This window comes from Burkholderia lata (assembly GCF_902499335.1).
GTDB lineage: Bacteria > Pseudomonadota > Gammaproteobacteria > Burkholderiales > Burkholderiaceae > Burkholderia > Burkholderia lata_B.
The window spans coordinates 350,548-375,141 of record NZ_CABVQK010000001.1 but is presented as its reverse complement, the minus strand read 5'-3'; the positions used below and the strand labels follow the sequence as shown (position 1 = coordinate 375,141).

Sequence of the window (24,594 nt, the reverse complement as noted above, 5' to 3'; positions counted from 1 at the left end):
TGCAACGCATGATTGCGGTCGCGACGGCGGCGCGACAACGTGCAAACGAAGGGATTACCCGAAGCGTCGTGCGCAGCCGTACGACATCAGCATACTGCTGCACGGGAAATTTGGCATGCGATGCGTGCGTTCGTCGTAAAAATGCATCTGCGCCGCGCGACGCATCTATCGCGCCGTATTCGCCGGATGCGTTGCACCGGCGGGTTGCGTGGTGCGCGATGCATTCGGCAGCCACCCCTCCGGATGCTGTTCCAGATCGTCGGCCAACGCGCGCAGCGCGCTTGACGCCCGCGCGAATTGCGTCAGCGTGCGGCGGATGTTCGATGTATCGGCACCTTGTTGCACGAGCATCGCCTGCGCGTCCGTGAATGATTGCCGTGCGGTGCCCAGCGCGATGCGTGCATGCGGTGCGAGTTCGGTATCGAGTTGCCTGAACAGCGCATCGGTGTTCACGAGTGCCGCATTCATATCCATGCCCATGCGATCGAGCGGCAACCGGGAAAGCGTGCCGGCGATATCGGTTATCTGCACGCGCAGCACGTCGAGCGTGCCGGGCACGGTCGGCAACACGATCGGCTCGCGATTCGTGTCGACCGATGCAGGCGGTGCATGCGGGAACATGTCGAGTGCGACATACGAGCGGTTCGCGATCGGGTTGCCGACGCGCAACTGGCCACGCAAGCCGCGCGCGACGAGCGTGCGCAGCAGCGCCTTGCCGGCTTCACTGGCGCCGTTGCCGAGCACGTCGCGATAGCGCTGCCCGAGGCGATCGGGATAGAGCGCCATCGTCACGCGCATCGTGACGTCGCCGCGTGCTGCATCGTATTCGGTACCGACGGCCGTCACGTTGCCGAGTTCGATGCCGCGAAATTCCACCGGCGCGCCGACCTCGAGGCCGCGCAGCGAACGATCGAAACGCATCACGACGGGCGCGGCCGGCGCGTTCGGCGTGCGCATCGCGTCGATTTCGTCATCGGCCACGCGAAAGCGCGCGCCGTCCGGCGCCGCGATGCCCGGTGCGTGCCCGGGCGGCGACGCGAATGCAAGCGCACCGCTGAACAATGCGGCGATCGACGGCGTGTCGAGCTTCATGCCGCCCGCACCGAGTCGCAGGCCGAGGCCGCCGACCTGCCACCAGCGCGCATCGGCGTCGACGGTTCGATCGAAGGGCGCGGCGACGAACACGTCGATCGAGACACCGTGCCCGTTGGGATCGAGCGCATAGCCGGTCACCTGGCCGACGCGTGCGCGCCGGTGATAAACGGGCGAACCGATCGCGACCGAGCCGAGCGATGTCGCGCGCAGCGTGTAGTGACGGCCGCCTTCTTCGGTGACCGGCGGCGCATCGAGTCCGGCGAACGTCGTGCGCGCTTCGCGCGAATGGCCAAGCGCGGCCGCGATGTACGAACCGGACAGCACCGTATCGAGACCGGAGAGGCCAGCGGGCCCGATGCGCGGCCGCACGATCCAGAAGCGTGTGTCCGCCACCGCCAGTGCGTGCGCGTCGGCGTCCAGCCGTACATCGATCATCACGCCCGGTTGCCCGCGCAACGCGCGAACGCGCGTGACGCGGCCGATTTCGACATTGCGCAGCCGCAGCGTCGATCGGCCGGCTGCCAGCCCGTCGGCGGTCGCGAAGGTGATCGTGATCGTCGGCCCGCGGCCGCCGAGCGACGCGATGCCCCATGCGATGCAGAGCACAGCGGCCGCGAGCGGCACGATCCAGACGAGCGCCGCCCGCGCACGGGCCGGCACGCCTCTGCGCAACACGGGCCAACGTGCGCCGGCGGGTTTCAGTCGAATTGCGCGACGAGTGCATCGGCGCCCTTGTCGATGCCTGTCTTTGCCGCGCTGAGCGCGCCGAAACTCGCACCGATGTTCATCGCGTTCGGATACTGCTTCGTCACGTACGCGTTGATCAGCTGGTTCGTCGATGCATCGCGGATCTCCACCGCGTATATGACCGAGCCCGTGAACGCGCCTTCGCGCCCACGGATCGCCTGCACGCCGTTGTACACGTTGCCCGCGAGATCGAAGTGCGCGAATGCGCCGGCAAATGTCGTCGTCGTCACGGCGCCCGTGAGCGTCAGCTTGACGCGCAGCGTGCCGGGGCCCGGCGCGCTCGTCAGTTCGAAGCGCTTGCCGAGCTTTTTCGCGAACGTGTCGCCCATGTACGTGGCGAGCGTCGACTTGTCCTGGTCGGTCAGGTTACCGAACTGATGGTCAGTGCCGCGATAGATGGCCACCGGATCGAGGATCAGCTTCCGGTAGGTGTGCCAGTCGGCCGGCAATGCGTAGCGGTAGGGCACGCGGCCGGACTTGTCCTGCGGATCGCTGCGCAGGTATGGCGACGATTCGATACCGCTGTAACGGCCGGGCTGGACGCCGGCGCATCCGGCGAGCGCGAAGCAGAGCGCGGCGTTGAGCAGGTGGCTGGACTTGAACAAAGGGTTCATCTGACGCTCCGGGTCGGGGTTCGCGCCGGTAGAGCCGGGCGAAGGGGGGTGAAACTGGGCGGCATCGCCGCTTCGGGTTAATGAAAAAAACCAACCAGACGGTTTGTTTTTGAGGCGCAGTAACTCCATGAATTTCGAATGCAACAAGCCATCGGGCAGGGCTTGCCGGCCGGACAGCCAGGCTGCAGGCGGCGGTCGCATTACGAAAAGCGGCGTGCGGTGCGCCCCCGCATCCGCCCAGGGCCGATGCGGGAGCCGATCGTAGCACCGCCATTTCTGGAAGTAAACCGACCAGGCGGTTTGTTTGTGATAGACTCCGCGCACTTCCTTCATACGATCGTGCCGGTCCGGCGCGGCCGCATTGCATGACTCCATAGCGGGGACAGTTCATGGACAACCCGACGCGTTCCGAACGAACGCGCACTGCCGCGATCCAGGCGGCGCTCGCGATTCTCGAGCGCGACGGCCCGGGCAAGCTCACGTTCGATGCGATTTCGCGCGAAAGCGGCATCAGCAAGGGCGGGCTGATGCATCAGTTCCGCACGAAAGGCGACGTGCTGAACGCGCTGATGGAACATCAGCAGGACTACTACCAGCGATTCCAGCGCGACTACCTGGCCGCACGCGATCCGGGCGAGGCCCAGCCGACGCTGTCCGCACAGATCGCGACGATGCGCGAAGTGATCGACCAGCAGCCGTCGGCGGCGCTCGCGATCATGGCGGCGCTAGTCGAGGATCCCGCGCCGCTGCAGCAGGTGCGGGATATCGACGCCGAGAACGCGAAGCGCATCGCGGCCGAATCCGGCGATCCCGATCTTGCGCTGCTGCGCTGGAAGGCGGCCTGGGGGCTCGCGCTGTCGGCGATGTTCGGGCTGTGCCCGCTGTCGGCCGACGAGCGCGCGCGGCTGTTCGACCGGCTGCTCGACGAGACGCAATGGCCGTCGGGAAGCAGCGATGCCGCGCCGGCCGCGAAATCGGCGCGGAAAAAATGAAACGCGCGTTTGTTGCATGCGGGGTGGCGGTCGTCCGCTTCGGGCGCTCGCTGCTCGCGGTCGTGCTCGGGCGCTTGTGATCCAATGAGCGCCTGACCGGCGACCGGCCACCACTCACCGGCGCCGCTCAGCTTTTCGCCTCCGCGCCTTCGACAAACAGCTTCGCGACCGCCTGGAACTCCCGTTTCAGCGACAGCCCCGGCACGGTCAGCCAGCGCAGCATCGCCGCGAGATACAGGTGATGGAACCACGTCGCGAGCTGGTCGGCGCGCAGCGCTTCGTTCAGTTCGCCGGATTGCTGCCCGGCTGCGATCAGTTGCTGCCACACGAGCGCGATATCGCTGCCGTTCTCTCCACCGCTTTCCGGTTCGACCGTGCCGATGCTCAGGAAGCGATGGCGCAAATACGCGAGCAGGTAGGCGGGATGCTGTTCGCACCACGCGGCCGACGCATCGAGCACGCAGCCGATGCGCGACGCGAAGGTCTTGCGTCGCGCGACGTCTCGCTGCAGATGCGCGAGATCGCGTGCGAGTTCACCTTCCAGCCAGTGCGCGAGCACGGCTTCCTTCGTTGCAAAGTGGTTGTACAGCGTGCGCTTCGCGACATCGGCCTGCGCGGCGATCTGTTCCATCGTGACGGCTTCATAGCCGTGCGCGTCGAACAGGCGTGCGCCGGTGGCGGCGAGATGCGCGAGCATCTGGATGCGCTTGCGTGCGCGGCGGCCCGGATCGTCGGTCGGAGTCGGCATGGAGAGAGGTTGACTGAAAGTGCACGAGTTGCATTAGTATACGACGTGCACTTTTTTGAATCCACCCATTGCCACCGTGCACGAGGAGTCACGCATGAAGCTCGTCATCGCCACCTACGGCACCGAAGGCGACACGCGCCCGCTCGCGGCGCTCGGCCGTGCGCTGATCGATGCCGGTCACGATGTCCGGCTGCTGGCCGATGCGGCGACGCTCGGCGCGGCCGCGGCGCTCGGCGTGCCGTCGGCGTCGTTGTCGGGTGATATCCGCCGGACGATTGCGCCGGATGGCGCGTTGGCGGATGCGGTGCGCGGGCGCGGCGGTTTCAACGACACGTCGAAGGCGCTCGCGGCGATCGCCAATGCGAACACGGCCGCATGGATGCGGGAGATCACGGATGCATCGGAAGGCTGCGACGCGATCCTCGTGTCGGGGCTCGCATCGTTCGTCGGCTTGTCGGTCGCCGAGTATCGCGGCGTGCCGGCGATCGGCACCGGCATGATCCCGATCACGCCCACCACGGAATTCGCGTCGCCGTTCCTGCCGCCCGGCAAACTGCCGCGCTGGCTGAACCGCGCGAGCCACCGGTTCGTGAACGCGCTGTTGTGGCAGGCGTTCAGGAAGGCGACGAATGCGGCGCGAGCGAGCGTGTGCGGGTTGCCGCCGCGCAAGCATGTGTGGACCGATCATCCGATGCTGTACGGCGTGTCGCCGGCGCTGCTGTCCGGCCCTGGCGACTGGCCGTCGAATGTGCAGGCATGCGGCCAGTGGCGGATCGATGCGCGGGCATGGGAACCGCCACCCGAACTCTCGGCTTGTCTCGAAGCGGGAGAGCCGCCCGTCTACATCGGTTTCGGCAGCATGGCCGGCTTCGATCGCGCCGCGATGGTCGATGCGCTCGTGCACGCGCTCGCCGGCCGGCGAGCGTTGTTCTATCCGGGCTGGAGCGGCATCGATGCGTCGATGCTGCCGGCGCACGTTCACGTGATCGGCGATACGCCGCACGACTGGCTGTTCCCGCGCGTATCGATGGCAATCCATCACGGCGGATCGGGCACCACGCATTCGGCTGCACGGGCCGGCATTCCGTCGGTCGTCGTGCCGTTCGCGGGCGATCAGTTCTTCTGGGCGAACCGGCTGCAAAGGCTCGGCGTGGCGGATGCGCCGGTGGCGGGGCGACGCGTTGACGCCGCTGCGCTTGCGCGGGCCATCGCGTTTGCCGAACGGGACGAAACGAAAGCGCGCGCGCTCGAACTCGGCGCGCGCATTGTGCAAGAGGAAGGTTTGAAGCGGGCCGTCAGTGCGATCGAGCGATGGGGGCAGCGGGGCGCGCGGTAAGCCCGCGCAGCAACCTCAGAAATGCCCGGTGAACCGATAGCGGCTGCCCGGGTGCCACAGATTGGCGACCGACGCGACCAACCCCTGCGACCACGTGCGCCGATGCAGCAGCAGGCACGGCTCGCGGTCGTCCATCGTCAGGTGGCGGCGCGTTTCGGCGTCGGGCATCGCGGCCTCGATCCGGTATTCGACGCGCTGCAGTGGTGCGACGCGCGTCAGGTACTGGTTCGGCGTCGTGGTCGTGAAATCCTGCAACGCGTACTCGGGCGCGCAGGCCGGATTGACCCAGCGTTCCTCGAGCTGCACGGGCGTGTCGTTCTCGAAGTGCAGCACGCGCGAATGGAAGATCGGGCTGCCCGTGTCGATCTGCAGCTCGTCGGCGAGCTTCGCATCGGCGACGGCCGCACCCACCTGCAGCACCTGCGCGCGATAGCCGTGGCCGCGCGCGGCGACTTCGTCCGAGATGCTGCGGATCGCGACGAGCGTCGATTCGTACTTCGGCGACGCGACGTACGTACCGGAGCCGCGCGTGCGCGTGAGCACCTGCTCGGCGGTCAGCTCGCGCAGCGCGCGGTTGACGGTCATCCGCGCGACGTTGAATTCGCGCGCGAGCTCGTTCTCCGACGGCACCTGGTCGCCTTCCGCCCATTCGCCGGCATGAATGCGCGCGAGGATGAAGTCCTTGATTTCCTGATAGATCGGTGTGGTCATGGGATCACGATTCGAGAGTCGGCAGCGGCCCGCCGCCGAATGCCGATCCGGCGCGCGCCCGGCGCCGAGTGTACCGGTTTCGCGGACGCGCAGGCCCGGATTCCCCGAATGATCCCTTTTTGGCCGACGCGCGTCCATGCGGGATTGCACAGAGCGGCCGGCCCTGGACAGCCGGCGTGCGGTCAGAACCGATGCCGGATGCCGACCGTCGCGACCACCTGCGTGTTGGTCGACGAAGCCGCGAGCCCCGTGACGTTCGCGAAGCCGAGCGTCGCGCCCGACGGCACGCCGAACTGGTGCTGGTAGACGGTTTCCGCGTACACGTCGGTGCGCTTGCTCAGCGCGTAATCGGCCATCAGCGTCACCTGGTGCCATTTCGGCCGGTGGCTGCCGGTTGCGTCGTCGTAGCGGCCGTTGGTGAACGTATAGGCGCCCGCGAACGAGACGGCCGGCGTCAGCGCATAGCGCGCGTTGACCTCGAAGTTGTCGAAGCGCAGCGCGTTCAGCGCGCCGGGCAGCGACGACGCGGCCGTTTCGTCGAACATCGAATGCGTCCACAGCGCGCCGACCGTCAGCCGGTCGAACGCATAGCTGCCGCCCGCGCCCATCACGCGCTGGCGCACGGCCGGAAAGTTCGGGCCGTCGTTGGTGGACAGCGCACCGCCGTCCGTCAGCCCGCCGCGGTTGAGCTGCAGGTACGCGGCGCCGAGGCTGACCGGCCCGTTCGCGTACGACACGCCCGCGCTGTACGCGCGGTTGTTCGCGAAGCCGCCGGCCGCGTTGCTGAACCCGTACAGGCCGCCGAACTGCCAGCCGGCGAGCGTCGGGCTCGTGTACTTCACCGCGTTGTCGATGTAGAACGAATCGTCGATGTTGTCGTTGTCGAACGGGTGCGATGCGAGGTTGTTGCCGTCGCCGTTGTTCGCCATCGCGAGCGGGCCGAGGTAGTCGACCACGGCGTCGTACTGCCGGCCGAGCGTCAGCGCGCCGTACTGGTCGCTCTGCAGGCCGACGTACGCGCGGCGGCCGAACATCGTGTTCTTGTAGGACTGCGTGCCGTTGTTCAGGTTGAAGCCGTTCTCGAGGCGGAACAGCGCATGCAGGCCGCCGCCGAGATCCTCGTTGCCGCTCAGGCCGAAGACCGTATTCGACAGCAGGCCGCTGCCTTGCTGCCACGCGCTCTTACCCGACTGGTTGTTCGTATAGGCGATACCGGCATCCAGCATCCCGTAGAGCGTGACGCTGCTTTGCGCATGCGCGGCGGCGCTGAGGAACGCGAGGGAGAGGGTACCGACGACTGCTTTTTTCATTGTTTGCTTCCTGGAAAGGCCCGTAGCGACGGGAACGACGATCCGTTGCGCGCACCGGCGGCGAACAGGCGCGGCTCGTGACGAACCGCGCGCGTTCGCACCGGAGACGCGCGTTCGAATCGATGAAAGGGGAGCGGGCGCGTGACGCGTGTCACGCGCGGCCGCAACGGGCGCCGGCTAGTGCTGCAGCAGGCGGATCGTGCCGAACTCGGCGGCCGGCAGCAGGCGGAGGATCGACAGGATCGCGGGCGACGCCTGCGATCGTGCGACTTCAAGCTCGATGCACGCGCGCCCGGTGCGGTTGTCGATCGCGGCCGTGTAGAAATTGAGCGCGGTGCCGACCGCCTGGTGCAGCAGGCGCCGCACGACGGCGAGGTTGTCCGATTCGACGCGGATCGACAGCAGCACGAGCTCGTCGGCAGGGCACCGGCGCCGCGAACGAACGGGCGGCAGATCGCGTGAAGCGGCGGTTTCGGTTCTGGTCGGTTTCATGCTGGCACCCCGGGTCGCATCGTGCTCCGCACCGCGGAGATTTCGTCTTGGACATGCCGCCCATTCTAGGAATCGCCGTGACGATACGGTGTATAGACTCGAACCGGCCCTGAAAAGAACGTATAAAAACGCTATCGCCACCGGCTTTCGTCTTTACAGCTTTTTTATTCCCTGTAAAGAAATTGAACACCGCTTTGATACGCGGATTTCTACACTGTCGCATCCCATTCGCCAGATGAGCATGGGGGCGTCACCGGGGCTTGCGCCGACACGGCAAGGCCCGATACGCCAACGATCGCGCAGCGTTGCCGCGCATACGAAAAAAGGGGAAAGCCATGTTGTGGATCACCGGCGCGTTGTCGCTCGCGCTCTTTATCTATCTGTTTCATGCTTTGATCAAACCCGAGCGGTATTGATCGGCGCGATTCAACAGGAATTCGAAAATATCGGTGGATGTCATGAGCGATCTGCTTTTCATTCTGTTCACGCTCGCGTTCTTTGCCTTGACGGCGGGTTTCATCACCGGCCTTGACCGGATCTGAGCGAGCGTCGACATGTTCAACAATCTTATTCAATTTGCGATCGTTCTCGCGATCATGCTGGCGCTGGTGCCCGTCGTCGGGAAATGGCTCGCGCACGCCTTTACGAGCCCGCGCCACGCGTGGGTCGAACGCCGCACCTATGCGCTGCTCGGCGTGAACCCCGACGAAGCGATGTCGTGGCAACGCTACGGGATGGTGCTGTTGCTCAGCAACGCCGGGATGATGCTGGTCGGTTACCTGCTGCTGCGCATCCAGGACGCACTCCCGTTCGATGCGCTCCAGCGCGCCGCGCAAAGCCCGGACCTCGCGTTCAACACCGCCGCGTCGTTCATCACCAACACGAACTGGCAGGCGTATGCGGGCGAGAGCAGCCTGTCGAACTTCTCGCAGATGGCTGTCATCACGTTCCTGATGGTGGTCAGCGCGGCGACCGGTGTTGCAGCCGCGGGCGGGTTCATCCGCGGGCTGAGCCGCAAGAGCGCGGCGGACCTCGGCAACTACTGGGTCGACTTCACGCGCGTGACCTATCGCGTGCTGCTGCCGCTCAGCTTCGTGATGGCGCTCGTGTACGTGTGGCAGGGCATGCCGCAGACGCTCGCGTCCGATGCGTGGGCAACCACGCTCGAAGGCGCGCGCCAGCAGATCGTGATGGGGCCCGTTGCCAGCCTCGAATCGATCAAGCATATCGGCACGAACGGCGGCGGCTTCTTCAGCATGAACGCCGCGCATCCGTTCGAGAACCCGACGCCGCTCACCAACACGCTGCACATGCTGTCGATGCTGCTGATTCCGTCCGCGCTGACTTATGCGCTCGGCACGATGATCGGCCGACGCCGCCAGGGCTGGGTGATCCTCGGTGCGTTCGTCGTGATGTTCGTCGGCTTCCTGGCCGTGATCTATTCGGCCGAGCAGCACGGCAATCCGCTCGTGGCCGGGCTTGGCGTCGACCAGCAGATGAGCGCCACGCAGCCGGGCGGCAACATGGAAGGCAAGGAGATGCGCTTCGGCATCGCGCAGACGAGCCTGTTCGCCACCGTCACGACGGCCGCGACCACCGGGTCGGTCGACGCGATGCATGACTCGCTGACACCGCTCGGCGGGCTCGTGCCGATCGCGCAGATGATGCTGAACAACGTGTTCGGCGGCGACGGCGTCGGGCTGATCAACCTGTTCACGTTCGCGATCCTCACGGTGTTCCTCGTCGGGATGATGATCGGGCGCACGCCGGAATTCCTCGGCAAGAAGATCGAGGCGCGCGAGATGAAGCTCGTGATGCTCGCGGTGCTCGCGCATCCGTTCAGCATCCTCGGCTTCACCGCCGTGGCGTCGATGCTGCACTCGACGATGGACAGCCTCGCGAACCTCGGCCCGCACGGCTTCAGCGAAGTGCTGTACGCGTACACGTCGGGCACGGCCAACAACGGCTCCGCGTTCGCGGGCCTGAACGCGAACACGCCGTTCTTCAACACGACGATCGGCTTCGCGATGTTGATCGGCCGCTACCTGACGCTGCTGCCGATGCTCGCGGTCGCGGGCAGCCTCGCCGCGAAGAAGAGCGTGCCGGAAAGCGCGGGCACGCTGTCGACGTCGACGGGCCTGTTCGCCGGCCTACTGGTCTTCGTGATCCTGGTCGTCGGCGGTCTCACGTTCCTGCCCGCGCTCGCGCTCGGCCCGGTCGTCGAGCACCTGATGATGTCGGGCGGCCAACTGTTCTGAGGAAAACACCATGATGCAAGGCAATCGCCAGGCAGCGGCCGCCGCCGCGCCGGCACCCGGTTCTTCGTTCGGCGCGGCGACGCGCGGCCTCGTGCGGCCCGTGATCGCTTCGTCGGTCCTGTTCATGCTCGTCACGGGGATCGCGTATCCGCTGGTCACCACGGGCGTCGCGAACGTGCTGTTCCCGTCGCAGTCGCGCGGCAGTCTCGTGCAGCGCAACGGCACGACGATCGGCTCGGCGGTGATCGGGCAGCAGTTCACGCGTGCCGGCTACTTCCACGGGCGGCCGAGCGCGACGGTCGGCACCGATCCGGCCGATCCGTCGAAGACGGTCGACCAGCCGTACAACGCGGCCGGCAGCGGCGCCAGCAACCAGGGCGCCACCAGCAAGAAGCTGCTCGCGGATATCGCGCAGCGTGTGCGCGTGTACCGGCAGGAGAACGCGCTCGCCGCCGGCACGCCGGTGCCGGCGGATGCGGTGACCGCATCGGCGTCGGGGCTCGATCCCGAGATCTCGGTCGCGAATGCACGGCTGCAGGCGGCACGCGTCGCGCAGGCACGCGGCGTCGATGCCGCGCAGGTCGCGGCGCTGGTCGACCGCATCGCATCGCCGCGCCAGCTCGGTGTGCTCGGCGAACCGCGCGTGCGCGTGCTCGCCTTGAACCTCGCGCTGGACCGCGCATTCGGCCAGGCGGCCGGCGCGAAGCAATAGCAGGAACCACGGAGTCACTCATGTCCCATATCGAAACCCCGATCAATCCAGCAGTGATGCCGGTCGGCGGCGTGCCGCCGATGCGCTGGACGGCCGTGCTGCGCGAGGCATTCCGCAAGCTTGCGCCGCGCGTGCAGTTGAAGAACCCCGTGATGTTCGTCGTGTATCTCGGCAGCATCGTCACGACCGTGCTGTGGCTGCAGGCGCTGACCGGCACCGGCGACGCACCGGCCGGCTTCATCTTCGCGGTCGCGTGCTGGCTGTGGTTCACCGTGCTGTTCGCGAATGCGGCCGAGGCGCTGGCCGAAGGGCGCGGCAAGGCGCAGGCCGATGCGCTGCGCGCGGCGCGCAAGCGCGTGTACGCGAAGGTGCTCGACGAGCCGAAGCAATACGACAGCACCAGCCATCGCGTGCCGAGCGACGAGCTCGCTGCCGGCAGCATCGTGCTCGTCGAGGCCGGCGACACGATTCCCGCCGACGGCGAAGTGATCGACGGCGTCGCATCGGTCGACGAATCGGCGATCACCGGCGAATCCGCGCCGGTGATCCGCGAGTCGGGCGGCGATTTCTCGTCGGTGACGGGCGGCACGCGCGTGCTGTCCGACTGGATCATCGTGAAGATCACCGCGCAACCGGGCGAGGCATTTCTCGACCGGATGATCGCGATGGTCGAAGGCGCGAAGCGCGGCAAGACGCCGAACGAAGTCGCGCTGACGATCCTGCTCGTCGCGCTGACGATCATCTTCCTGCTCGTGTGCGTGACGCTGCTGCCGTTCTCGCAGTTCAGCGTGCTGCTGAACGCGTCCGGCACGGCGGTGAGCCTGACCGTGCTGATCGCGCTGCTCGTCTGCCTGATCCCGACGACGATCGGTGCGCTGCTGTCGGCGATCGGCATCGCGGGGATGAGCCGCATGATGCGCGCGAACGTGCTCGCGACGTCGGGCCGCGCGATCGAGGCGGCCGGCGACGTCGACGTGCTGCTGCTCGACAAGACCGGCACGATCACGCTCGGCAACCGCGAGGCCGTGCAGTTCCGGCCGGCGCCGGGCGTGGACGAGCGCGCGCTGGCCGAGGCCGCTCAACTGTCGTCGCTCGCCGACGAAACGCCCGAGGGGCGCTCGATCGTCGCGCTCGCGAAGCAGCGCTTCTCGCTGAACGTGGCCGCGGCCGCCGGCAGCATCACCGTGCCGTTCAGCGCGCGCACGCGGATGAGCGGCCTCGATATCGGTGAACGCCAGGTGCGCAAGGGCGCGGCGTCGGCGATCCGCGCACACGTCGATGCGCTCGGCGGCGTGTTTCCTCAGGCGGTCGAGACGGCGGTCAACGATATCGCGCGACGCGGCGGCACGCCGCTCGTCGTGGCCGACGGCTCGCGCGTGCTCGGCGCGATCGAACTGAAGGACATCGTCAAGCACGGGATCGCCGCGCGCTTTGCCGAACTGCGCAAGGTCGGTGTGAAGACCGTGATGATCACCGGCGACAACCGGCTCACCGCGGCAGCCATCGCGGCGGAAGCCGGCGTCGACGACTACCTTGCCGAAGCGACGCCCGAGGACAAGCTGCGGCTGATCCGCGAGCACCAGGCGAAGGGCCATCTCGTCGCGATGACGGGCGACGGCACCAACGACGCGCCCGCGCTCGCGCAGGCCGACGTGGCCGTCGCGATGCACAGCGGCACGCAGGCGGCGAAGGAGGCGGCCAACATGGTCGACCTCGACAGCAACCCGACGAAGCTGATGCAGGTGGTCGAGGTCGGCAAGCAGATGATCATGACGCGCGGCGCGCTGACCACCTTCAGCGTCGCCAACGATCTCGCGAAGTATTTCGCGATCATCCCGGCCGCGTTCGTCGCGACGTATCCGGCGCTCGGTGCGCTGAACGTGATGGGGCTGCACAGCCCGACGTCGGCGATCCTGTCGGCGGTGATCTTCAATGCGCTGATCATCGTCGCGTTGATCCCGCTCGCGCTGAAGGGCGTGAAGTATCGCGCGGAGCCGGCCGAGAAGCTGCTGGGGCGCAACTTGCTGATCTATGGTGTAGGCGGGATCATCGCGCCATTCATCGGCATCAAGCTGATCGACATGTTGTTGACGCCGTTTATCTGACCGAACGCGCCGTCGCGGCCCCGCTCACGCCTTCGCGGCGTGCGCGGGGCCGTTCGGCGTTTCAATTGCCGGAAGCGATCATGGATGTGAATGTGAACGTGAGCGAAGCGAATCGACGGACAACGGGGCAGCGGGACACCGCCGCCCGCCGTAGCGAGGCCGGCGTGCGCCGCGACCGCTGGCGAACCGTGCTGCGCGTGTGCGCGGCGCTGGCCGACCGCATCGCGGGCGCGGGGCCCGACACGCGGCCGACGCTGGCCGTGCGTGAAGCGCGCCCGCGCACGCACGTGTGGGTGTCGCAGTACGCGGTGCCGCTGCTGCTCGCCACGCTCGTGTGTGCGCTGGCGACGCTCGCGGCGAGCGCGCTGCTGCGCGTGTTCGACCTGTCGAACGTCGTGATGCTGTTCCTGATGACCGTCGTGCTGATCGCGCTGCGGCTCGGCCGGCTGGCCGGCGCGTGGGCGGCGTTCGTGTGCGTCGGCTGCTTCGACTTCTTCTTCGTCGAGCCGAGGTTGTCGTTCGCGGTGTCCGATACGCAGTACGTGTTCACGTTCGCGCTGATGCTGGCCGTCGCGCTCGCGATCGGCCAGCTCGCGGCGCGCTTGCGCGCGGAGGCGCGCGCCGCGCGCGCGAACGAGAAACGCTCGGCCGCGCTTGCACGGGTCGCGCATGACTTGTCTGCCGCGATCGAGACCGAGCAGATCGCGTCGATCTGCACCGGCACGATCGCGCCGCTGCTCGGTGTGCGCGTCGCACTCGTGCTGCCGGATGCGGATGACCATCTGATGCCGGCGCAGCACGCCCGGTTCGTCGAAGCACCGATCGCCCGCTGGGTCTACGAGAATGCGCGCGGCGCCGGGTGCGGGCTGCCGCCGTTCGAGCGCGCGGCCGCGCAGTACCTGCCGCTGAAGGCGCCGATGCGCGTGCGCGGCGTGCTCGTGCTGTTCGGCGACGCGCAGCCCGTACCGACAGACCCCGACGATCGCCGCCTGATCGATGCGCTGTGCTCGTCGATCGCGATGGCGCTCGAACGCGTGCACTACGTCGGGGTCGCGCAGCACACGCTCGTCCGCATCGAAGGCGAGCGGCTGCGCAATGCGCTGCTCGCCGCGGTGTCGCACGACCTGAAGACGCCGCTGACCGCGATCCGCGGGCTCGCCGAGACGCTGGAGCGGCCCGAGCGGCTGGCCGACGGGCAGCCGGCCGCGCTCGCACACGGCATCCGCAACCAGGCCGAGGCGCTGCACGGGCTCGTCGTGAACCTGCTCGATCTCGCGCGCATGCAGAGCGAGGGCGTTCGACTGAATCGCGAGTGGCACATGCTCGACGAGATCGTCGGCAGCGCGCTCGCGCATTCGGCGGGCGTGCTGGCCGGCCGCGACGTGAGCGCCGACCTGCCGGCCGACCTGCCGCTGATCGACGTCGACGCGCTGCTGATCGAGCGCGTGCTGATGAACCTGCTTGACAACGCGTCGAAATACGCGGGCGCGGACGCGGCCGTGGCGGTGCGTGCACGGGTGTTCGGCGAAACGCTGTACGTGTTCGTCGAGGACGACGGGCCTGGCTTCGTCGCGCGCAACACCGAGCCGCTGTTCGAGCCGTTCGAGCGCGAACGCAAGGAATCGTCGATCAGCGGCGTGGGGCTCGGGCTCGCGCTGTGCCGCAGCATCGTCAACGCGCACGGCGGCTCGATCCGCGCGGTGCCGCTCGATCCGCACGGCGCGCGGTTCGAGATTCGCCTGCCACTGGGCGCGCCGCCCGATATCGAACACGAGAGCCGGACATGATCAGATCGCGCGTACTTATCGTCGAGGACGAAGCGGACATCCGCCGTTTCGTGCGGATGGCGCTGGAACAGGAGGGGCTCGACACCTGCGAGGCGTCGACGGCCCGCGAGGCCCGGATGTATGCGTCGAGCAGCAAGCCCGATCTCGTGATCGTCGATCTCGGGCTGCCGGACGACGACGGCAAGACCTTCATCCGCGAGCTGCGCGAGTGGTCGACGGTGCCGGTGATCGTGCTGTCGGCGCGGCAGCAGGAGGTGGAGAAGGTCGCGGCGCTCGATGCGGGCGCGGACGATTACCTGCCGAAGCCGTTCGGCGTGCCCGAACTGCTGGCGCGGGCACGCGCACAGTTGCGGCGCGCGGCATTCGTGTCGGCCGACGGGCAATCGTCGTCGATCGTGCGGTTCGGCGACGTGACGGTCGATCTCGGCAAGCACGAAGTCGCGCGTGGCGGTGAGCCCGTCCACCTGACGCGCCTCGAGTTCCGGCTGCTCGCCGCGCTGATTCGCGCGCGCGGCGGCGTGATTGCCGCGCGGCAATTGCTGGCGGAGGTCTGGGGCATCCACGACGCGGATCGCGCGCACTACGTGCGCGTGTACATGACGAACCTGCGGCAGAAGCTCGAACCGGTGCCGGCGCGCCCGCGGCACTTGCTGACGGAGCTGCAGTTCGGCTACCGGCTGGTCGGTCTGGAAACGGTCGGGATGGCGGACGGGCCGCGCGGTGCGGTGTAGTCAGGTCTAGACAAGTGAAAGCCGGCTCACGGCGGCGCGCGTACGTCTGGAGAAAGCTGTTGTTTAGCTTTTCGTAATTCATAATTAATTGAAATTAAAGGAAAAATGCCATTGTCGAAACAATCCGCCGACAACTAGTGATAAACACGGATTGCTGGCACACCTTCTGAAAAGGCAAAGTTGTATGTACAACTTGGGGTGTCGCCGGAGGGGCGATCCCCGGGTTGGAAGGGTTCACGGCGGCGTCGCCCGACGGGACCCCTGCCCAGTTCGCCTCTGACAGGAACGCCATGAAGAAACTCGCGCTCAGTATTGCCCTTGCCTGCATCGCGGTCGGTGCCCACGCCAAGGATTGGTCGACGATCCGGTTCGGCGTCGACGCCAGCTATCCGCCGTTCGAATCGAAGGACGCAAGCGGCAAGGTCGTCGGCTTCGACGTCGATCTCGGCAACGAGATCTGCGCCCGCCTGAAGGCGAAATGCGTGTGGATCGAGAACGACTTCGACGGGATGATTCCCGCGCTGAAGGCGAAGAAGTTCGACGGCGTGCTGTCGTCGATGTCGATGACGCCGGCGCGTGCCGAGCAGATCGCGTTCTCCGACAAGCTGTTCAACACGCCGACCCGCCTCGTCGCGAAGAAGGGCGCGAACCTGCAGCCGACGGCTGAATCGCTGAAGGGCAAGTCGGTCGGCGTCGAGCAGGGCACCATCCAGGAAACCTACGCGAAGGCGTACTGGGCGCCGAAGGGCGTGCAGGTCGTGCCTTACCAGAACCAGGACGGCGTGTACCAGGACCTGATGTCGGGCCGCCTCGATGCGGCGCTGCAGGACGCGGTGCAGGCCGACATCGGCTTCATGAAGACGCCGCGCGGTGCGAATTTCGAATTCGCCGGCAAGGACATCGACGATCCGAAGACGCTCGGCAACGGCGCCGGCATCGGGCTGCGCAAGGACGACGCCGACCTGAAGGCGAAGATCGACCACGCGATCGCCGACATCATCAAGGACGGCACGTACAAGAAGATCGAGAAGAAGTACTTCGCGTTCGACGTCTACGGCGGCTGACCCTGCATGCGGCGCGCATCGGCTGTGGCGCGCGCCGCGTTCGTTATGGGTGCAACCCGCTTCGCGTGATGCGTCCGACTTGATGAGCAGGTTGCATCAGGTAGTGCGCAGATATCGTTTGATGCGCGGCTAATGGCTATTGACAATCCAGCCACCTCGTTCTGGATCCCTCATATGATCTTCCAAGGATTTGGCCCGCTGCTGTGGGCCGGCACGGTCGAGACCGTGAAGCTCGCGGTGCTGTCGCTCGCCGCGTCGCTCGTGCTGGGCCTCATCGGCGCGAGCGCGAAACTGTCGACGAACCGCATGCTCAAGTCGGTCGGCACCTTCTACACGACGCTGATCCGCGCGGTGCCGGACCTCGTGCTGATGCTGCTGCTGTTCTACGGGATCCAGATCCTGCTGAACAACTTCACCGACATGCTCGGCTGGGACCAGATCGACATCGATCCGTTCGTGGCGGGCGTCATCACGCTCGGCTTCATCTACGGCGCGTATTTCACCGAGACGTTCCGCGGCGCGTTCCTCGCGGTGCCGCGCGGCCAGCTCGAAGCCGGCTTCGCGTACGGGATGAGCGGCTGGCGCGTGTTCCGCCGCATCCTGTTCCCGCAGATGATGCGCTTCGCGCTGCCCGGCATCGGCAACAACTGGCAGGTGCTCGTGAAGGCCACCGCGCTCGTGTCGATCATCGGCCTTGCCGATGTCGTGAAAGCGTCGCAGGACGCGGGCAAGAGCACGCTCGATTTCTTCTTCTTCACGCTGGCTGCAGGCGCGATCTACCTCGCGATCACGACGGTGTCCAACGTCGTGCTGCATCACCTCGAGAAGCGTTATTCCGTGGGCGTCCGGAGGCTCGCACTGTGATCGAACTCGTCAGCCAGTACTGGCAAAGCTATCTCTACACCGACGGCTACCGCTTCAGCGGCCTTGCGATCACGCTGTGGCTGCTGGTCGTGTCGATCGCGCTGGGCTTCGCGCTCGCCGTGCCGCTCGCGATCGCGCGCGCATCGTCGAACCGCTGGATCTCCGGCCCGGTGTGGCTCTATACGTACGTGTTCCGCGGCACGCCGCTCTACGTGCAGCTGCTGATGTGCTACACGGGCATCTACAGCCTGCAGGTCGTGCACAACCACGTGCTGCTCGACACGTTCTTCCGCAACGCGATGAACTGCACGCTGCTCGCGTTCGTGCTGAACGAATGCGCGTATGCCACGGAGATCTTCGCGGGCGCGATCAAGGCGACGTCGGCCGGCGAGATCGAGGCCGGCATGGCTTACGGGATGTCGCGCTTCAAGCTCTATACGCGGATCATCCTGCCTTCCGCGCTGCGCCGCTCGCTGCCGAGCTACAGCAACGAGGTGATCCTGATGCTGCACGCGACGACGCTCGCGTTCACGGCAACCGTGCCCGACATCCTGAAGGTCACGCGCGACGTCAATTCGGCGACGTACATGTCGTTCCAGGCCTACGGCATCGCGGCCGTGCTGTACGCCGTCGTCGTGTTCACGCTCATCTGGGCGTTCCGCAAGCTCGAGACGCGCTGGCTCGCGTACCTCTCGCCGCGCGGCCATTAACGCATTCGCAAGATTCGCAAGGAAGGACCCAGCATGTACAAGCTTACCGTTGACAACCTGCACAAGAAGTTCGGCGACAACGAGGTGTTGAAGGGCGTGTCGATGAAGGCGAAGGCCGGCGACGTGATCAGCATCATCGGCTCGAGCGGCTCGGGAAAGAGCACGTTCCTGCGCTGCATCAACTTCCTCGAGCAGCCGTGCTCGGGGCAGATCACGATCGGCAGCGAGCCGATCCAGACCACCCGCGACCGCAACGGCTCGCTGCGCGTGGCCGACCAGAAGCAGCTGCAGCGGATGCGCACCAAGCTGTCGATGGTGTTCCAGCACTTCAACCTGTGGGCACACATGACGGTGCTCGAGAACGTGATCGAAGCGCCGATGGCCGTGCTCGGCGTCAGCAAGGACGAAGCGATCGCGCGGGCGCGCAAGTACCTGGAGAAGGTCGGCCTCGCGCCGCGCGTCGAGGGCATGTATCCGGCGCACCTGTCGGGCGGCCAGCAGCAGCGCGTGGCGATTGCACGTGCGCTCGCGATGGAGCCGGAAGTGATGCTGTTCGACGAGCCGACGTCGGCGCTCGATCCGGAACTGGTGGGCGAAGTGCTGAAGGTGATGCAGAAGCTCGCCGAGGAAGGGCGTACGATGGTCGTCGTCACGCACGAGATGGGCTTCGCACGCAACGTGTCGAATCACGTGATCTTCCTGCACCAGGGGAAGATCGAGGAGGAAGGGAATCCGCAGGAGATTCTCGTGAATCCGAAGAGCGAACGGCTCGGGCAGTTCCTGTCGGGGCGGTTGAAGTAAGCCGGCAGGCGGCGTCGCGGACTGCCCGGGACGCCGCACACTGGAACGCTAAATGCTTGTCACGCGTGATCCTTTCGATGAAGGAGCACCGCGATGAGCACACCGGCCACCACCGCCTTTTCCCATGTGAAGCCGCAGGACACCGCCTATCACGGCGAAGGCCTGCGCGACTTCTTCCTGTACCGCGATCTCGGTATCGCGGCCGCGACGAACGGCAAGGTCGTCGCGCAACTCGTCCGGGCGAATCATGCACCGGAGGCGGGCACCGGCTGGCACCGTCACGAGGCCGAGTTCCATATCGTGATCATGCTGAAGGGCTGGGCGCGCTTCATGTACGGCGAACGCGAGACGCTGGTGAGCGCCGGCGACTGCGTGCATCAGGCGCCGGGAATCGTCCATTACCTGTTCGACTACTCGCCGGACATGGAGTATCTGGAGATCGTCGGGCCCGCCGATTTCAAGTCGATCGATGTCGAGGGGCCGTGTGCGGTGCCGCCGCCGACGCCGTGGGGAGAGGCGGGGGCGTAGCTGCCGCGCTTGATGAGCACGCTTGTGACAAACCGCCTTCGGGCGGTTTTTTCGTTATGGCGCGCCGAGCGCACCCGCGATCCGCTTTCCGCTTCGTTACATTCTTTCGAATCCTAAAGGTTGCGAGTCTGAAGATTCGGAAAGAAAAGAAAGACATTCGTCAGATTCAGCGCGTTGACAGCACTTCGATGTCAAAGATCGTCAATTGCGGGTGGATGCGGTGCACGGCCTGTCGACGACCGGCGTTAAGGAGGTACCAGCCGGATCACCGGTTGATTTACCCGGGAGAGTTTCATGAAGCGCATCGCGAAGATCCTGACGGCCACCGCAGTGGCATGTGCCGTTCTTGCTCCGGCACTGGCCGAAGCGCATTCGCACCGTGTGTGCCATTTCGATCACCACCACCATCGCGTGTGCCGCTGGGTGCGGTAACGCGACTTTCCCGGGGATACCCGGAACGCATTCGTTGTTCAGGCAAATCAGGAGAGGATCATGCAAAAGACGATGTTGATCGCCGCGCTGGTCGCCGGCATGGGTATGTCGATCGGTGCGTTCGCGCAGGTTCCGGCCAGCGCGCCGGCCGGCACGACCGGTCTGTGCAAGGACGGCTCGTTCTACTCGGGCGCGTCGAAGAAGGGCGCATGCGCAGGCCACAAGGGTGTGAAGACCTGGTACGGCGCATCGTCGGCGGCAGCCGCGAGCGCACCGGCCGCAGCGCCGGCAACGGCAGCCTCCGCAGCGCCCGCATCCGGCACCGCGCCGGCGAAGAGCGCGGCTGCAACGACCGCGGCGGCAGCGCCGGGCGGCGGCGCGGGCAAGGTATGGGCCAACGACAGCACGAAGGTCTATCACTGCTCGACCGACAAGTACTACGGCAAGACGAAGCACGGCAGCTACATGTCGGAAGCGGATGCGAAGGCGAAGGGCTACCACGCGTCGCACGGCAAGGCCTGCTCGTAACGCAGGCTGACGCGCGAGGCCGCTTCCTCGCGCGTCGTCCGCACGCTGCAGCACCTCACGCCCCGCCATCCCCGGCGGGGCGTTTCATTTTCAGCGACGTATGGCTTCAGTGGGCCTGATTCGATTGCGTGTCGGTCGCCGCATCGTGCGCGGCTGCGCGGGCATCGAGCAGCGTGCGCAGCGTCACGTAGTGCGTGCCGTTCGCGTCGCTTTCCGCACCCGCGGTGCGATCGTACGGCTCGTTGTCATGGATCGTCGCCCGTACGATCGGATAGATCTGCGTTTCCCATCGGCTGCCGTTGAACACACCGTAGTGGCCCGCGCCAGTCTGCACGTGGTGCGTCTTCAGATACGGCGGTAACCCCGAACACAGTTCCTGCGCGGCCACCGTCTGGCCCACTGCGCAGATATCGTCCTTCTCGCCTTCGATCGTCAACAGTGCGGTGCGATGAATCGCAGCCGGTTCGACGAGCCGATCCCCGACCGTCAACTCGCCGCGCGCGAGCGCATATTGCTGGAACACCTTCTCGACCGTTTCCAGATAGAACTCCGCAGTGAGATCGGCGGTGGCGAAGTATTCGTCGTAGAAGTGCCGCAGCGTGTCGGCCTTTGCCGGATCGCCTTTCGCGCGCTCGTAGTAAAGGTCGGCGAACGACGCCGCATGACGATCGGGATTCATGGACATGAACGCACCGACCTGCACGAAACCCGGATACACGCAGCGCTGCGCCCCGACGAAGCCCGCCGGCACGACGCTGATCAGGTTGCGCGCGAACCATTCGATCGGCTGGCTCGTTGCGAGCGCGTTGACCTTCGTCGGATTCACGCGACAATCGATCGGCCCCGCCATCAACGTCAGGCTCGCGGGCTGCGCCGGATCGCCGCCGGCGGCCATCAGCGCGACCGCCGCGAGTGCGGCGACGGTCGGCTGGCAGATCGCGAGCACGTGGGCATCCGGGCCGATCTGATGGATGAAGTCGATCACGTGCGCGACGTATTCGTCGAAACCGAAGCGCCCGGCCGACAGCGGGATGTCGCGCGGGTTGTGCCAGTCGGTGATGTACACGTCGTGGTCGGCCAGCATCGTATGCACGGTGCCGCGCAACAGCGTCGCGAAATGCCCGGACATCGGCGCGACGATCAACACGCGCGGCTGGCGTGCTACCGGCAACGCCTTGCGGAAATGCAGCAGCGTGCCGAACGGTGTGGCCGCGGCGGCTTCCTCGACGATCGGCACCGTTTCCCCGTCGACGACGATCGACGCGATGTCGAACGGCGGACGCCGATGCGAGAACGCGCAGCATTCGAGCAGTTCGCACAGTGCGTCGAGCATGCGGCCGGTCGGCGTCGAAGTAGCGGGCGGCCACAGCGACATCGTCGCACGGGCGGCAGCGGCCCATGCGCGCGCCGGGCGCGTGCATTCGGCAGACCATTGATAGAACGGATAGGCAAGCAGATTCATGACCTTCGCTCGTTGTGCCGCGTTGCCTTGAACGAGGCAAGCGATGTGCCAGCCTGCGGCTGGCACGCGCGTTGCACGCGGTTCGGGAACGCGGCAACGCAGGCGGCACGCGACACACGGCAGCCGCGCGCGATGCGTTGCCCGGCCGGCCTGGCGTGCGGCACGTGCCGCGACAGCGTGCGGTGCTGCGCCAGTTCGGCGAATGCGCCGCACAGGCATGGTGCGGGTGATGCCGCGTGGCGTCCGTTTCGGTGCAGGGGCACGAACGGCTTTGGACAGGGGAGCGACATGGAAGTCACCGGACAGACGACGCTGACCATCAGCAGCCGCAATTACTCGTCGTGGTCGATGCGCGGCTGGCTGCTCGCGAAGCTGAGCGGGCTCGTGTTCGAGACGGTCAGCGTGCCGATCGATGCCGCGTCGCGTGCGGAGTTGCTGCTGCTGTCGCCATCGATTCTCGTGCCGTGCCTGACACACGACGGCAATACGGTGTGGGACACGCTCGCGATCGCCGAATACCTGAACGAAATCCGGCCGCAGGCGCGGCTGCTGCCTGAAGACCGGAAAGCACGCGCGCATTGCCGCTCGATCTGCGGCGAGATGCATTCCGGTTTCAGCGCGTTGCGATCCGCATTGCCGATGAACCTGCGCGCGCATTTCCCCGGCTTCCGGATCTGGTCGCGCGCACAGCACGACATCCAGCGGATCGTGACGATCTGGCGCGATTGCCTGGCCGCGTACGGCGGCCCCTGGCTGTTCGGCGCGGAGATCGGCATCGCCGACGCGATGTATGCGCCGGTCGTCACGCGCTTCCTGACCTACGACGTGAAACTGGAACCCGATATCGCCGAGTACTGCATGCAGGTGCTCGCGCATCCGTTCGTGACGGAGTGGATCGATGCGGCGAAGGCTGAGCACGAAGACATCGACGAACTCGACATGGAATTCTGACGCGCCGGATCACGTGCGGCGCACGCGCTGTCACGCACGACGCATTCAAATGTCGGATGAATGGCGTCTGGCCAAAGCGCGCTTAAATCGGACGAATCGTTGCGCGGCTTGAAGCCCCGTGCGGCGGGCCTCGCGCGCTATCGGGGTAAACATCGCGGGCGCGCTGCCGATAACGCAGGTCCAGTGACCGCAAGAGAAACACGTGAAACCGTTCGTCATGCTTGTCTTTGCCGCTGCGCTCGTCATGTCAGCCGGCTGCGCCCAACTTCAATCCGGGCGCCAGGACGCGAATGCGCACAACGACGCCCCCGCCGCGTCGACGTCGCTCGTCGATTTCGTCATACCAGCCGATGCGCTTGGCGCACGCGATCCCCAGTTGACCGCGTTGCTGGCGAAAGTCGGCGCACTCGCATCGAAGCAGTCGCAACCGATGACGATTCGCGTGGCCGCGCTGCCGCAGGATTTCGGCTACCTGAACCAGTCCATCCGGCGCGGCATCGCGACGCCGCGTGTCGCGGCGGTTCGCGTCGAGAACGTCGCGGCCGGCAGTTGCCGGCCGTACAGCGTCCAGGTCGGACCGACCCAGTAACAGGAGATCCAGCGATGCTACGACTATCGATCTGTGCGGCCATGCTCGTGTGCGGCACCGCGTGTGCGGCGCCACCCGGCGACGGTGCGCCGTTTGCCCCTGCCGCATCCAATCAGGTGTTTCCGCCGCTGCCGCCGTTCGCGTCGCTGCCGCCGGGGGCGGGCGGTGACGATGAAGTGCAGGCACCCGCGCCGGCGGGCGGGCGTCATGCGAAGAAGCTGCGCCACGCACCGTCCGTGAAGAAGGCGCCGGAATTTCAGGTGCGTCTCGTCGTGACCGACGAGTCGCGCGCGGCGCTCGCCGCCGAGGACAAGAAGCTCGACGACGCGCTCGCGAAGAGCACGCACGAGCGGCGCACGACGGGGGCCGGCGCGGCTGCGCTGGCGATGACGCCATGAACCCGCGGAATCGAAGCGGTGGATACGTGACGGCTCGGGCCCGCAATGTCTCGATGCGGCCGGGCTGGATGCCGTGGCTATGGCTCGCGATGTTGCTGACTGCGCTCTTCGTCACGCCGGTGCGTGCGGACGACGCCGTGCCCGGCAGCGAATGCTTCGAGCGCGCAGCCGGCTATCAGGGCGTCAACCCGCAGATCCTGCGTGCGATCGCCTGGTACGAGTCGAAGGGCAATCCGGCTGCCGTGCATCGCAACGCGGACGGCAGCATCGACGTCGGCCAGACCCAGATCAACTCGGTGCACTTCGGCGAGCTGCGTCGCTATGGCGTGCCGCCGGGCGCGCTGAAGGACGCCTGCGTGAACATCTACGTCGCGGCGTGGATGCTGAAACGCAAGATGGTCCGCTACGGGAATACCTGGCAGGCGATCGGCGCCTATCACTCGGAAACGCCGCGCTTCCGGGACGAATACGCGCGAAACATCCACGCGGTGCTCGTGTCGTGGGGCGTGCACGAGTGAGCCGCTTTTTTGTGAGCGTTGAAGGCCGGAAGTAAGGAGCGCGGCGGGCCGGGCCGATCCAAGGAACGTGTTTCGACCTGTCGTTTTCCCTGATGCATCGCGCCTTATCCG

Annotated in this window: 26 protein-coding genes; 18 read left to right on the top strand and 8 right to left on the bottom strand. The window is 66.5% G+C overall.

All coding sequences use genetic code 11. The features are described from left to right. Positions 1–165 precede the first annotated feature (165 nt). Both BCO18175_RS01750 and BCO18175_RS01745 read right to left on the bottom strand, forming a co-directional pair. Positions 166–1,770 (bottom strand): intermembrane transport protein PqiB, encoded by a 1,605-nt coding sequence (locus BCO18175_RS01750; RefSeq protein WP_254607941.1) that lies wholly within the window; start codon positions 1,768–1,770, stop codon positions 166–168. A gap of 23 nt (positions 1,771–1,793) precedes the next feature. Next, complete coding sequence (locus BCO18175_RS01745; protein WP_174979081.1) at positions 1,794–2,456, bottom strand: DUF3313 domain-containing protein; 663 nt, start codon at positions 2,454–2,456, stop codon at positions 1,794–1,796. A 389-nt stretch (positions 2,457–2,845) separates the two neighbouring features. On the opposite strand from BCO18175_RS01745, the gene BCO18175_RS01740 reads away from it, so the two are divergent. Next, positions 2,846–3,448, top strand: coding sequence for a TetR family transcriptional regulator (locus BCO18175_RS01740; protein WP_174968253.1), 603 nt, complete (start codon positions 2,846–2,848; stop codon positions 3,446–3,448). Between the two features lie 127 nt (positions 3,449–3,575). On the opposite strand, the gene BCO18175_RS01735 is transcribed toward BCO18175_RS01740, so the two are convergent. After that, positions 3,576–4,196 carry a TetR/AcrR family transcriptional regulator gene (locus BCO18175_RS01735; protein ID WP_174979080.1) on the bottom strand — a complete coding sequence of 207 codons (621 nt, stop codon included), beginning with the start codon at positions 4,194–4,196 and terminating at the stop codon, positions 3,576–3,578. A 94-nt stretch (positions 4,197–4,290) separates the two neighbouring features. Here BCO18175_RS01735 and BCO18175_RS01730 point away from each other — a divergent pair, with 94 nt between their 5' ends. Next, complete coding sequence (locus BCO18175_RS01730) at positions 4,291–5,532, top strand: glycosyltransferase (RefSeq protein WP_174979079.1); 1,242 nt, start codon at positions 4,291–4,293, stop codon at positions 5,530–5,532. Between the two features lie 15 nt (positions 5,533–5,547). On the opposite strand, the gene hutC is transcribed toward BCO18175_RS01730, so the two are convergent. From hutC to BCO18175_RS41090, 4 genes are all read right to left on the bottom strand, one after another. Continuing rightward, positions 5,548–6,243, bottom strand: a complete 696-nt coding sequence (gene hutC / locus BCO18175_RS01725; protein WP_174916049.1) for a histidine utilization repressor — start codon at positions 6,241–6,243, stop codon at positions 5,548–5,550. A gap of 182 nt (positions 6,244–6,425) precedes the next feature. Beyond that, positions 6,426–7,553 carry a porin gene (locus BCO18175_RS01720; RefSeq protein WP_174916048.1) on the bottom strand — a complete coding sequence of 376 codons (1,128 nt, stop codon included), beginning with the start codon at positions 7,551–7,553 and terminating at the stop codon, positions 6,426–6,428. A gap of 177 nt (positions 7,554–7,730) precedes the next feature. Next, a complete protein-coding gene (locus BCO18175_RS01715) occupies positions 7,731–8,045 on the bottom strand; it encodes a hypothetical protein (RefSeq protein WP_254603556.1) in 315 nt (104 codons plus the stop codon). A gap of 209 nt (positions 8,046–8,254) precedes the next feature. After that, complete coding sequence (locus tag BCO18175_RS41090; RefSeq protein ID WP_254607940.1) at positions 8,255–8,620, bottom strand: hypothetical protein; 366 nt, start codon at positions 8,618–8,620, stop codon at positions 8,255–8,257. Between BCO18175_RS41090 and kdpA the strand changes: the two genes are divergently transcribed. The 12 genes from kdpA to BCO18175_RS01650 all read left to right on the top strand — a co-directional run bounded on the left by kdpA (position 8,600) and on the right by BCO18175_RS01650 (position 20,565). Further along, entirely contained in the window at positions 8,600–10,303 is a 1,704-nt protein-coding gene (gene kdpA / locus BCO18175_RS01705) for a potassium-transporting ATPase subunit KdpA (protein WP_174979078.1), read from the top strand. The two genes, BCO18175_RS41090 and kdpA, sit on opposite strands and share 21 nt — an antisense overlap. A gap of 10 nt (positions 10,304–10,313) precedes the next feature. Further along, complete coding sequence (gene kdpC / locus BCO18175_RS01700; protein WP_174979077.1) at positions 10,314–11,015, top strand: potassium-transporting ATPase subunit KdpC; 702 nt, start codon at positions 10,314–10,316, stop codon at positions 11,013–11,015. A 56-nt stretch (positions 11,016–11,071) separates the two neighbouring features. Continuing rightward, positions 11,072–13,120, top strand: coding sequence for a potassium-transporting ATPase subunit KdpB (kdpB, locus tag BCO18175_RS01695; protein ID WP_241019610.1), 2,049 nt, complete (start codon positions 11,072–11,074; stop codon positions 13,118–13,120). Between the two features lie 80 nt (positions 13,121–13,200). Continuing rightward, positions 13,201–14,907 carry a DUF4118 domain-containing protein gene (locus BCO18175_RS01690; RefSeq protein WP_174979076.1) on the top strand — a complete coding sequence of 569 codons (1,707 nt, stop codon included), beginning with the start codon at positions 13,201–13,203 and terminating at the stop codon, positions 14,905–14,907. Then, the gene (locus BCO18175_RS01685; protein WP_174916044.1) at positions 14,904–15,638 is read left to right on the top strand and encodes a response regulator; all 735 of its coding nucleotides are present in this window, start codon (positions 14,904–14,906) and stop codon (positions 15,636–15,638) included. Before BCO18175_RS01690 ends, BCO18175_RS01685 begins: the two co-directional genes overlap by 4 nt. Positions 15,639–15,928: 290 nt before the next feature. After that, positions 15,929–16,702 (top strand): ABC transporter substrate-binding protein, encoded by a 774-nt coding sequence (locus BCO18175_RS01680; RefSeq protein ID WP_174916043.1) that lies wholly within the window; start codon positions 15,929–15,931, stop codon positions 16,700–16,702. A 174-nt stretch (positions 16,703–16,876) separates the two neighbouring features. Beyond that, a complete protein-coding gene (locus BCO18175_RS01675) occupies positions 16,877–17,566 on the top strand; it encodes an ABC transporter permease (protein ID WP_174968262.1) in 690 nt (229 codons plus the stop codon). Next, positions 17,563–18,276 carry an ABC transporter permease gene (locus BCO18175_RS01670; protein ID WP_011355969.1) on the top strand — a complete coding sequence of 238 codons (714 nt, stop codon included), beginning with the start codon at positions 17,563–17,565 and terminating at the stop codon, positions 18,274–18,276. Before BCO18175_RS01675 ends, BCO18175_RS01670 begins: the two co-directional genes overlap by 4 nt. A 33-nt stretch (positions 18,277–18,309) precedes the next feature. Beyond that, entirely contained in the window at positions 18,310–19,077 is a 768-nt protein-coding gene (locus BCO18175_RS01665; protein WP_174968263.1) for an ABC transporter ATP-binding protein, read from the top strand. A 93-nt stretch (positions 19,078–19,170) separates the two neighbouring features. Beyond that, complete coding sequence (locus BCO18175_RS01660; protein ID WP_174979075.1) at positions 19,171–19,605, top strand: cupin domain-containing protein; 435 nt, start codon at positions 19,171–19,173, stop codon at positions 19,603–19,605. 294 nt (positions 19,606–19,899) lie between these two features. Beyond that, positions 19,900–20,037: an HHHH-motif protein gene (locus tag BCO18175_RS01655; protein WP_167347852.1), complete on the top strand. Its 138-nt coding sequence runs from the start codon at positions 19,900–19,902 to the stop codon at positions 20,035–20,037. A gap of 60 nt (positions 20,038–20,097) precedes the next feature. Next, entirely contained in the window at positions 20,098–20,565 is a 468-nt protein-coding gene (locus tag BCO18175_RS01650) for a hypothetical protein (protein WP_174979074.1), read from the top strand. A gap of 106 nt (positions 20,566–20,671) precedes the next feature. On the opposite strand, the gene BCO18175_RS01645 is transcribed toward BCO18175_RS01650, so the two are convergent. Further along, positions 20,672–22,027: a polyhydroxyalkanoate depolymerase gene (locus BCO18175_RS01645; protein ID WP_174979073.1), complete on the bottom strand. Its 1,356-nt coding sequence runs from the start codon at positions 22,025–22,027 to the stop codon at positions 20,672–20,674. Positions 22,028–22,315: 288 nt separating this feature from the next. Between BCO18175_RS01645 and BCO18175_RS01640 the strand changes: the two genes are divergently transcribed. The 4 genes from BCO18175_RS01640 to BCO18175_RS01625 all read left to right on the top strand — a co-directional run bounded on the left by BCO18175_RS01640 (position 22,316) and on the right by BCO18175_RS01625 (position 24,483). Beyond that, the gene (locus tag BCO18175_RS01640; protein ID WP_174979072.1) at positions 22,316–22,978 is read left to right on the top strand and encodes a glutathione S-transferase family protein; all 663 of its coding nucleotides are present in this window, start codon (positions 22,316–22,318) and stop codon (positions 22,976–22,978) included. A gap of 202 nt (positions 22,979–23,180) precedes the next feature. Further along, on the top strand, positions 23,181–23,567 hold the full coding sequence (locus BCO18175_RS01635; RefSeq protein WP_254607939.1) for a hypothetical protein: 387 nt from the start codon (positions 23,181–23,183) through the stop codon (positions 23,565–23,567). Positions 23,568–23,581: 14 nt separating this feature from the next. Then, positions 23,582–23,965: a hypothetical protein gene (locus BCO18175_RS01630; RefSeq protein ID WP_174979071.1), complete on the top strand. Its 384-nt coding sequence runs from the start codon at positions 23,582–23,584 to the stop codon at positions 23,963–23,965. Positions 23,966–24,054: 89 nt separating this feature from the next. Beyond that, complete coding sequence (locus BCO18175_RS01625) at positions 24,055–24,483, top strand: lytic transglycosylase domain-containing protein (RefSeq protein WP_241019612.1); 429 nt, start codon at positions 24,055–24,057, stop codon at positions 24,481–24,483. The last annotated feature ends 111 nt before the right edge of the window (positions 24,484–24,594 follow it).

Coding starts and splice junctions, on each gene's coding strand:
- BCO18175_RS01745 (WP_174979081.1), bottom strand. CDS start 2,456: ATGAACCCTTTGTTCAAGTCCAGCCACCTGCTCAACGCCGCGCTCTGC.
- BCO18175_RS01740 (WP_174968253.1), top strand. CDS start 2,846: ATGGACAACCCGACGCGTTCCGAACGAACGCGCACTGCCGCGATCCAG.
- BCO18175_RS01735 (WP_174979080.1), bottom strand. CDS start 4,196: ATGCCGACTCCGACCGACGATCCGGGCCGCCGCGCACGCAAGCGCATC.
- BCO18175_RS01730 (WP_174979079.1), top strand. CDS start 4,291: ATGAAGCTCGTCATCGCCACCTACGGCACCGAAGGCGACACGCGCCCG.
- hutC (WP_174916049.1), bottom strand. CDS start 6,243: ATGACCACACCGATCTATCAGGAAATCAAGGACTTCATCCTCGCGCGC.
- BCO18175_RS01720 (WP_174916048.1), bottom strand. CDS start 7,553: ATGAAAAAAGCAGTCGTCGGTACCCTCTCCCTCGCGTTCCTCAGCGCC.
- BCO18175_RS01715 (WP_254603556.1), bottom strand. CDS start 8,045: ATGAAACCGACCAGAACCGAAACCGCCGCTTCACGCGATCTGCCGCCC.
- kdpA (WP_174979078.1), top strand. CDS start 8,600: ATGTTCAACAATCTTATTCAATTTGCGATCGTTCTCGCGATCATGCTG.
- kdpC (WP_174979077.1), top strand. CDS start 10,314: ATGATGCAAGGCAATCGCCAGGCAGCGGCCGCCGCCGCGCCGGCACCC.
- kdpB (WP_241019610.1), top strand. CDS start 11,072: ATGCCGGTCGGCGGCGTGCCGCCGATGCGCTGGACGGCCGTGCTGCGC.
- BCO18175_RS01690 (WP_174979076.1), top strand. CDS start 13,201: ATGGATGTGAATGTGAACGTGAGCGAAGCGAATCGACGGACAACGGGG.
- BCO18175_RS01685 (WP_174916044.1), top strand. CDS start 14,904: ATGATCAGATCGCGCGTACTTATCGTCGAGGACGAAGCGGACATCCGC.
- BCO18175_RS01680 (WP_174916043.1), top strand. CDS start 15,929: ATGAAGAAACTCGCGCTCAGTATTGCCCTTGCCTGCATCGCGGTCGGT.
- BCO18175_RS01675 (WP_174968262.1), top strand. CDS start 16,877: ATGATCTTCCAAGGATTTGGCCCGCTGCTGTGGGCCGGCACGGTCGAG.
- BCO18175_RS01665 (WP_174968263.1), top strand. CDS start 18,310: ATGTACAAGCTTACCGTTGACAACCTGCACAAGAAGTTCGGCGACAAC.
- BCO18175_RS01660 (WP_174979075.1), top strand. CDS start 19,171: ATGAGCACACCGGCCACCACCGCCTTTTCCCATGTGAAGCCGCAGGAC.
- BCO18175_RS01655 (WP_167347852.1), top strand. CDS start 19,900: ATGAAGCGCATCGCGAAGATCCTGACGGCCACCGCAGTGGCATGTGCC.
- BCO18175_RS01650 (WP_174979074.1), top strand. CDS start 20,098: ATGCAAAAGACGATGTTGATCGCCGCGCTGGTCGCCGGCATGGGTATG.
- BCO18175_RS01645 (WP_174979073.1), bottom strand. CDS start 22,027: ATGAATCTGCTTGCCTATCCGTTCTATCAATGGTCTGCCGAATGCACG.
- BCO18175_RS01640 (WP_174979072.1), top strand. CDS start 22,316: ATGGAAGTCACCGGACAGACGACGCTGACCATCAGCAGCCGCAATTAC.
- BCO18175_RS01630 (WP_174979071.1), top strand. CDS start 23,582: ATGCTACGACTATCGATCTGTGCGGCCATGCTCGTGTGCGGCACCGCG.
- BCO18175_RS01625 (WP_241019612.1), top strand. CDS start 24,055: ATGTTGCTGACTGCGCTCTTCGTCACGCCGGTGCGTGCGGACGACGCC.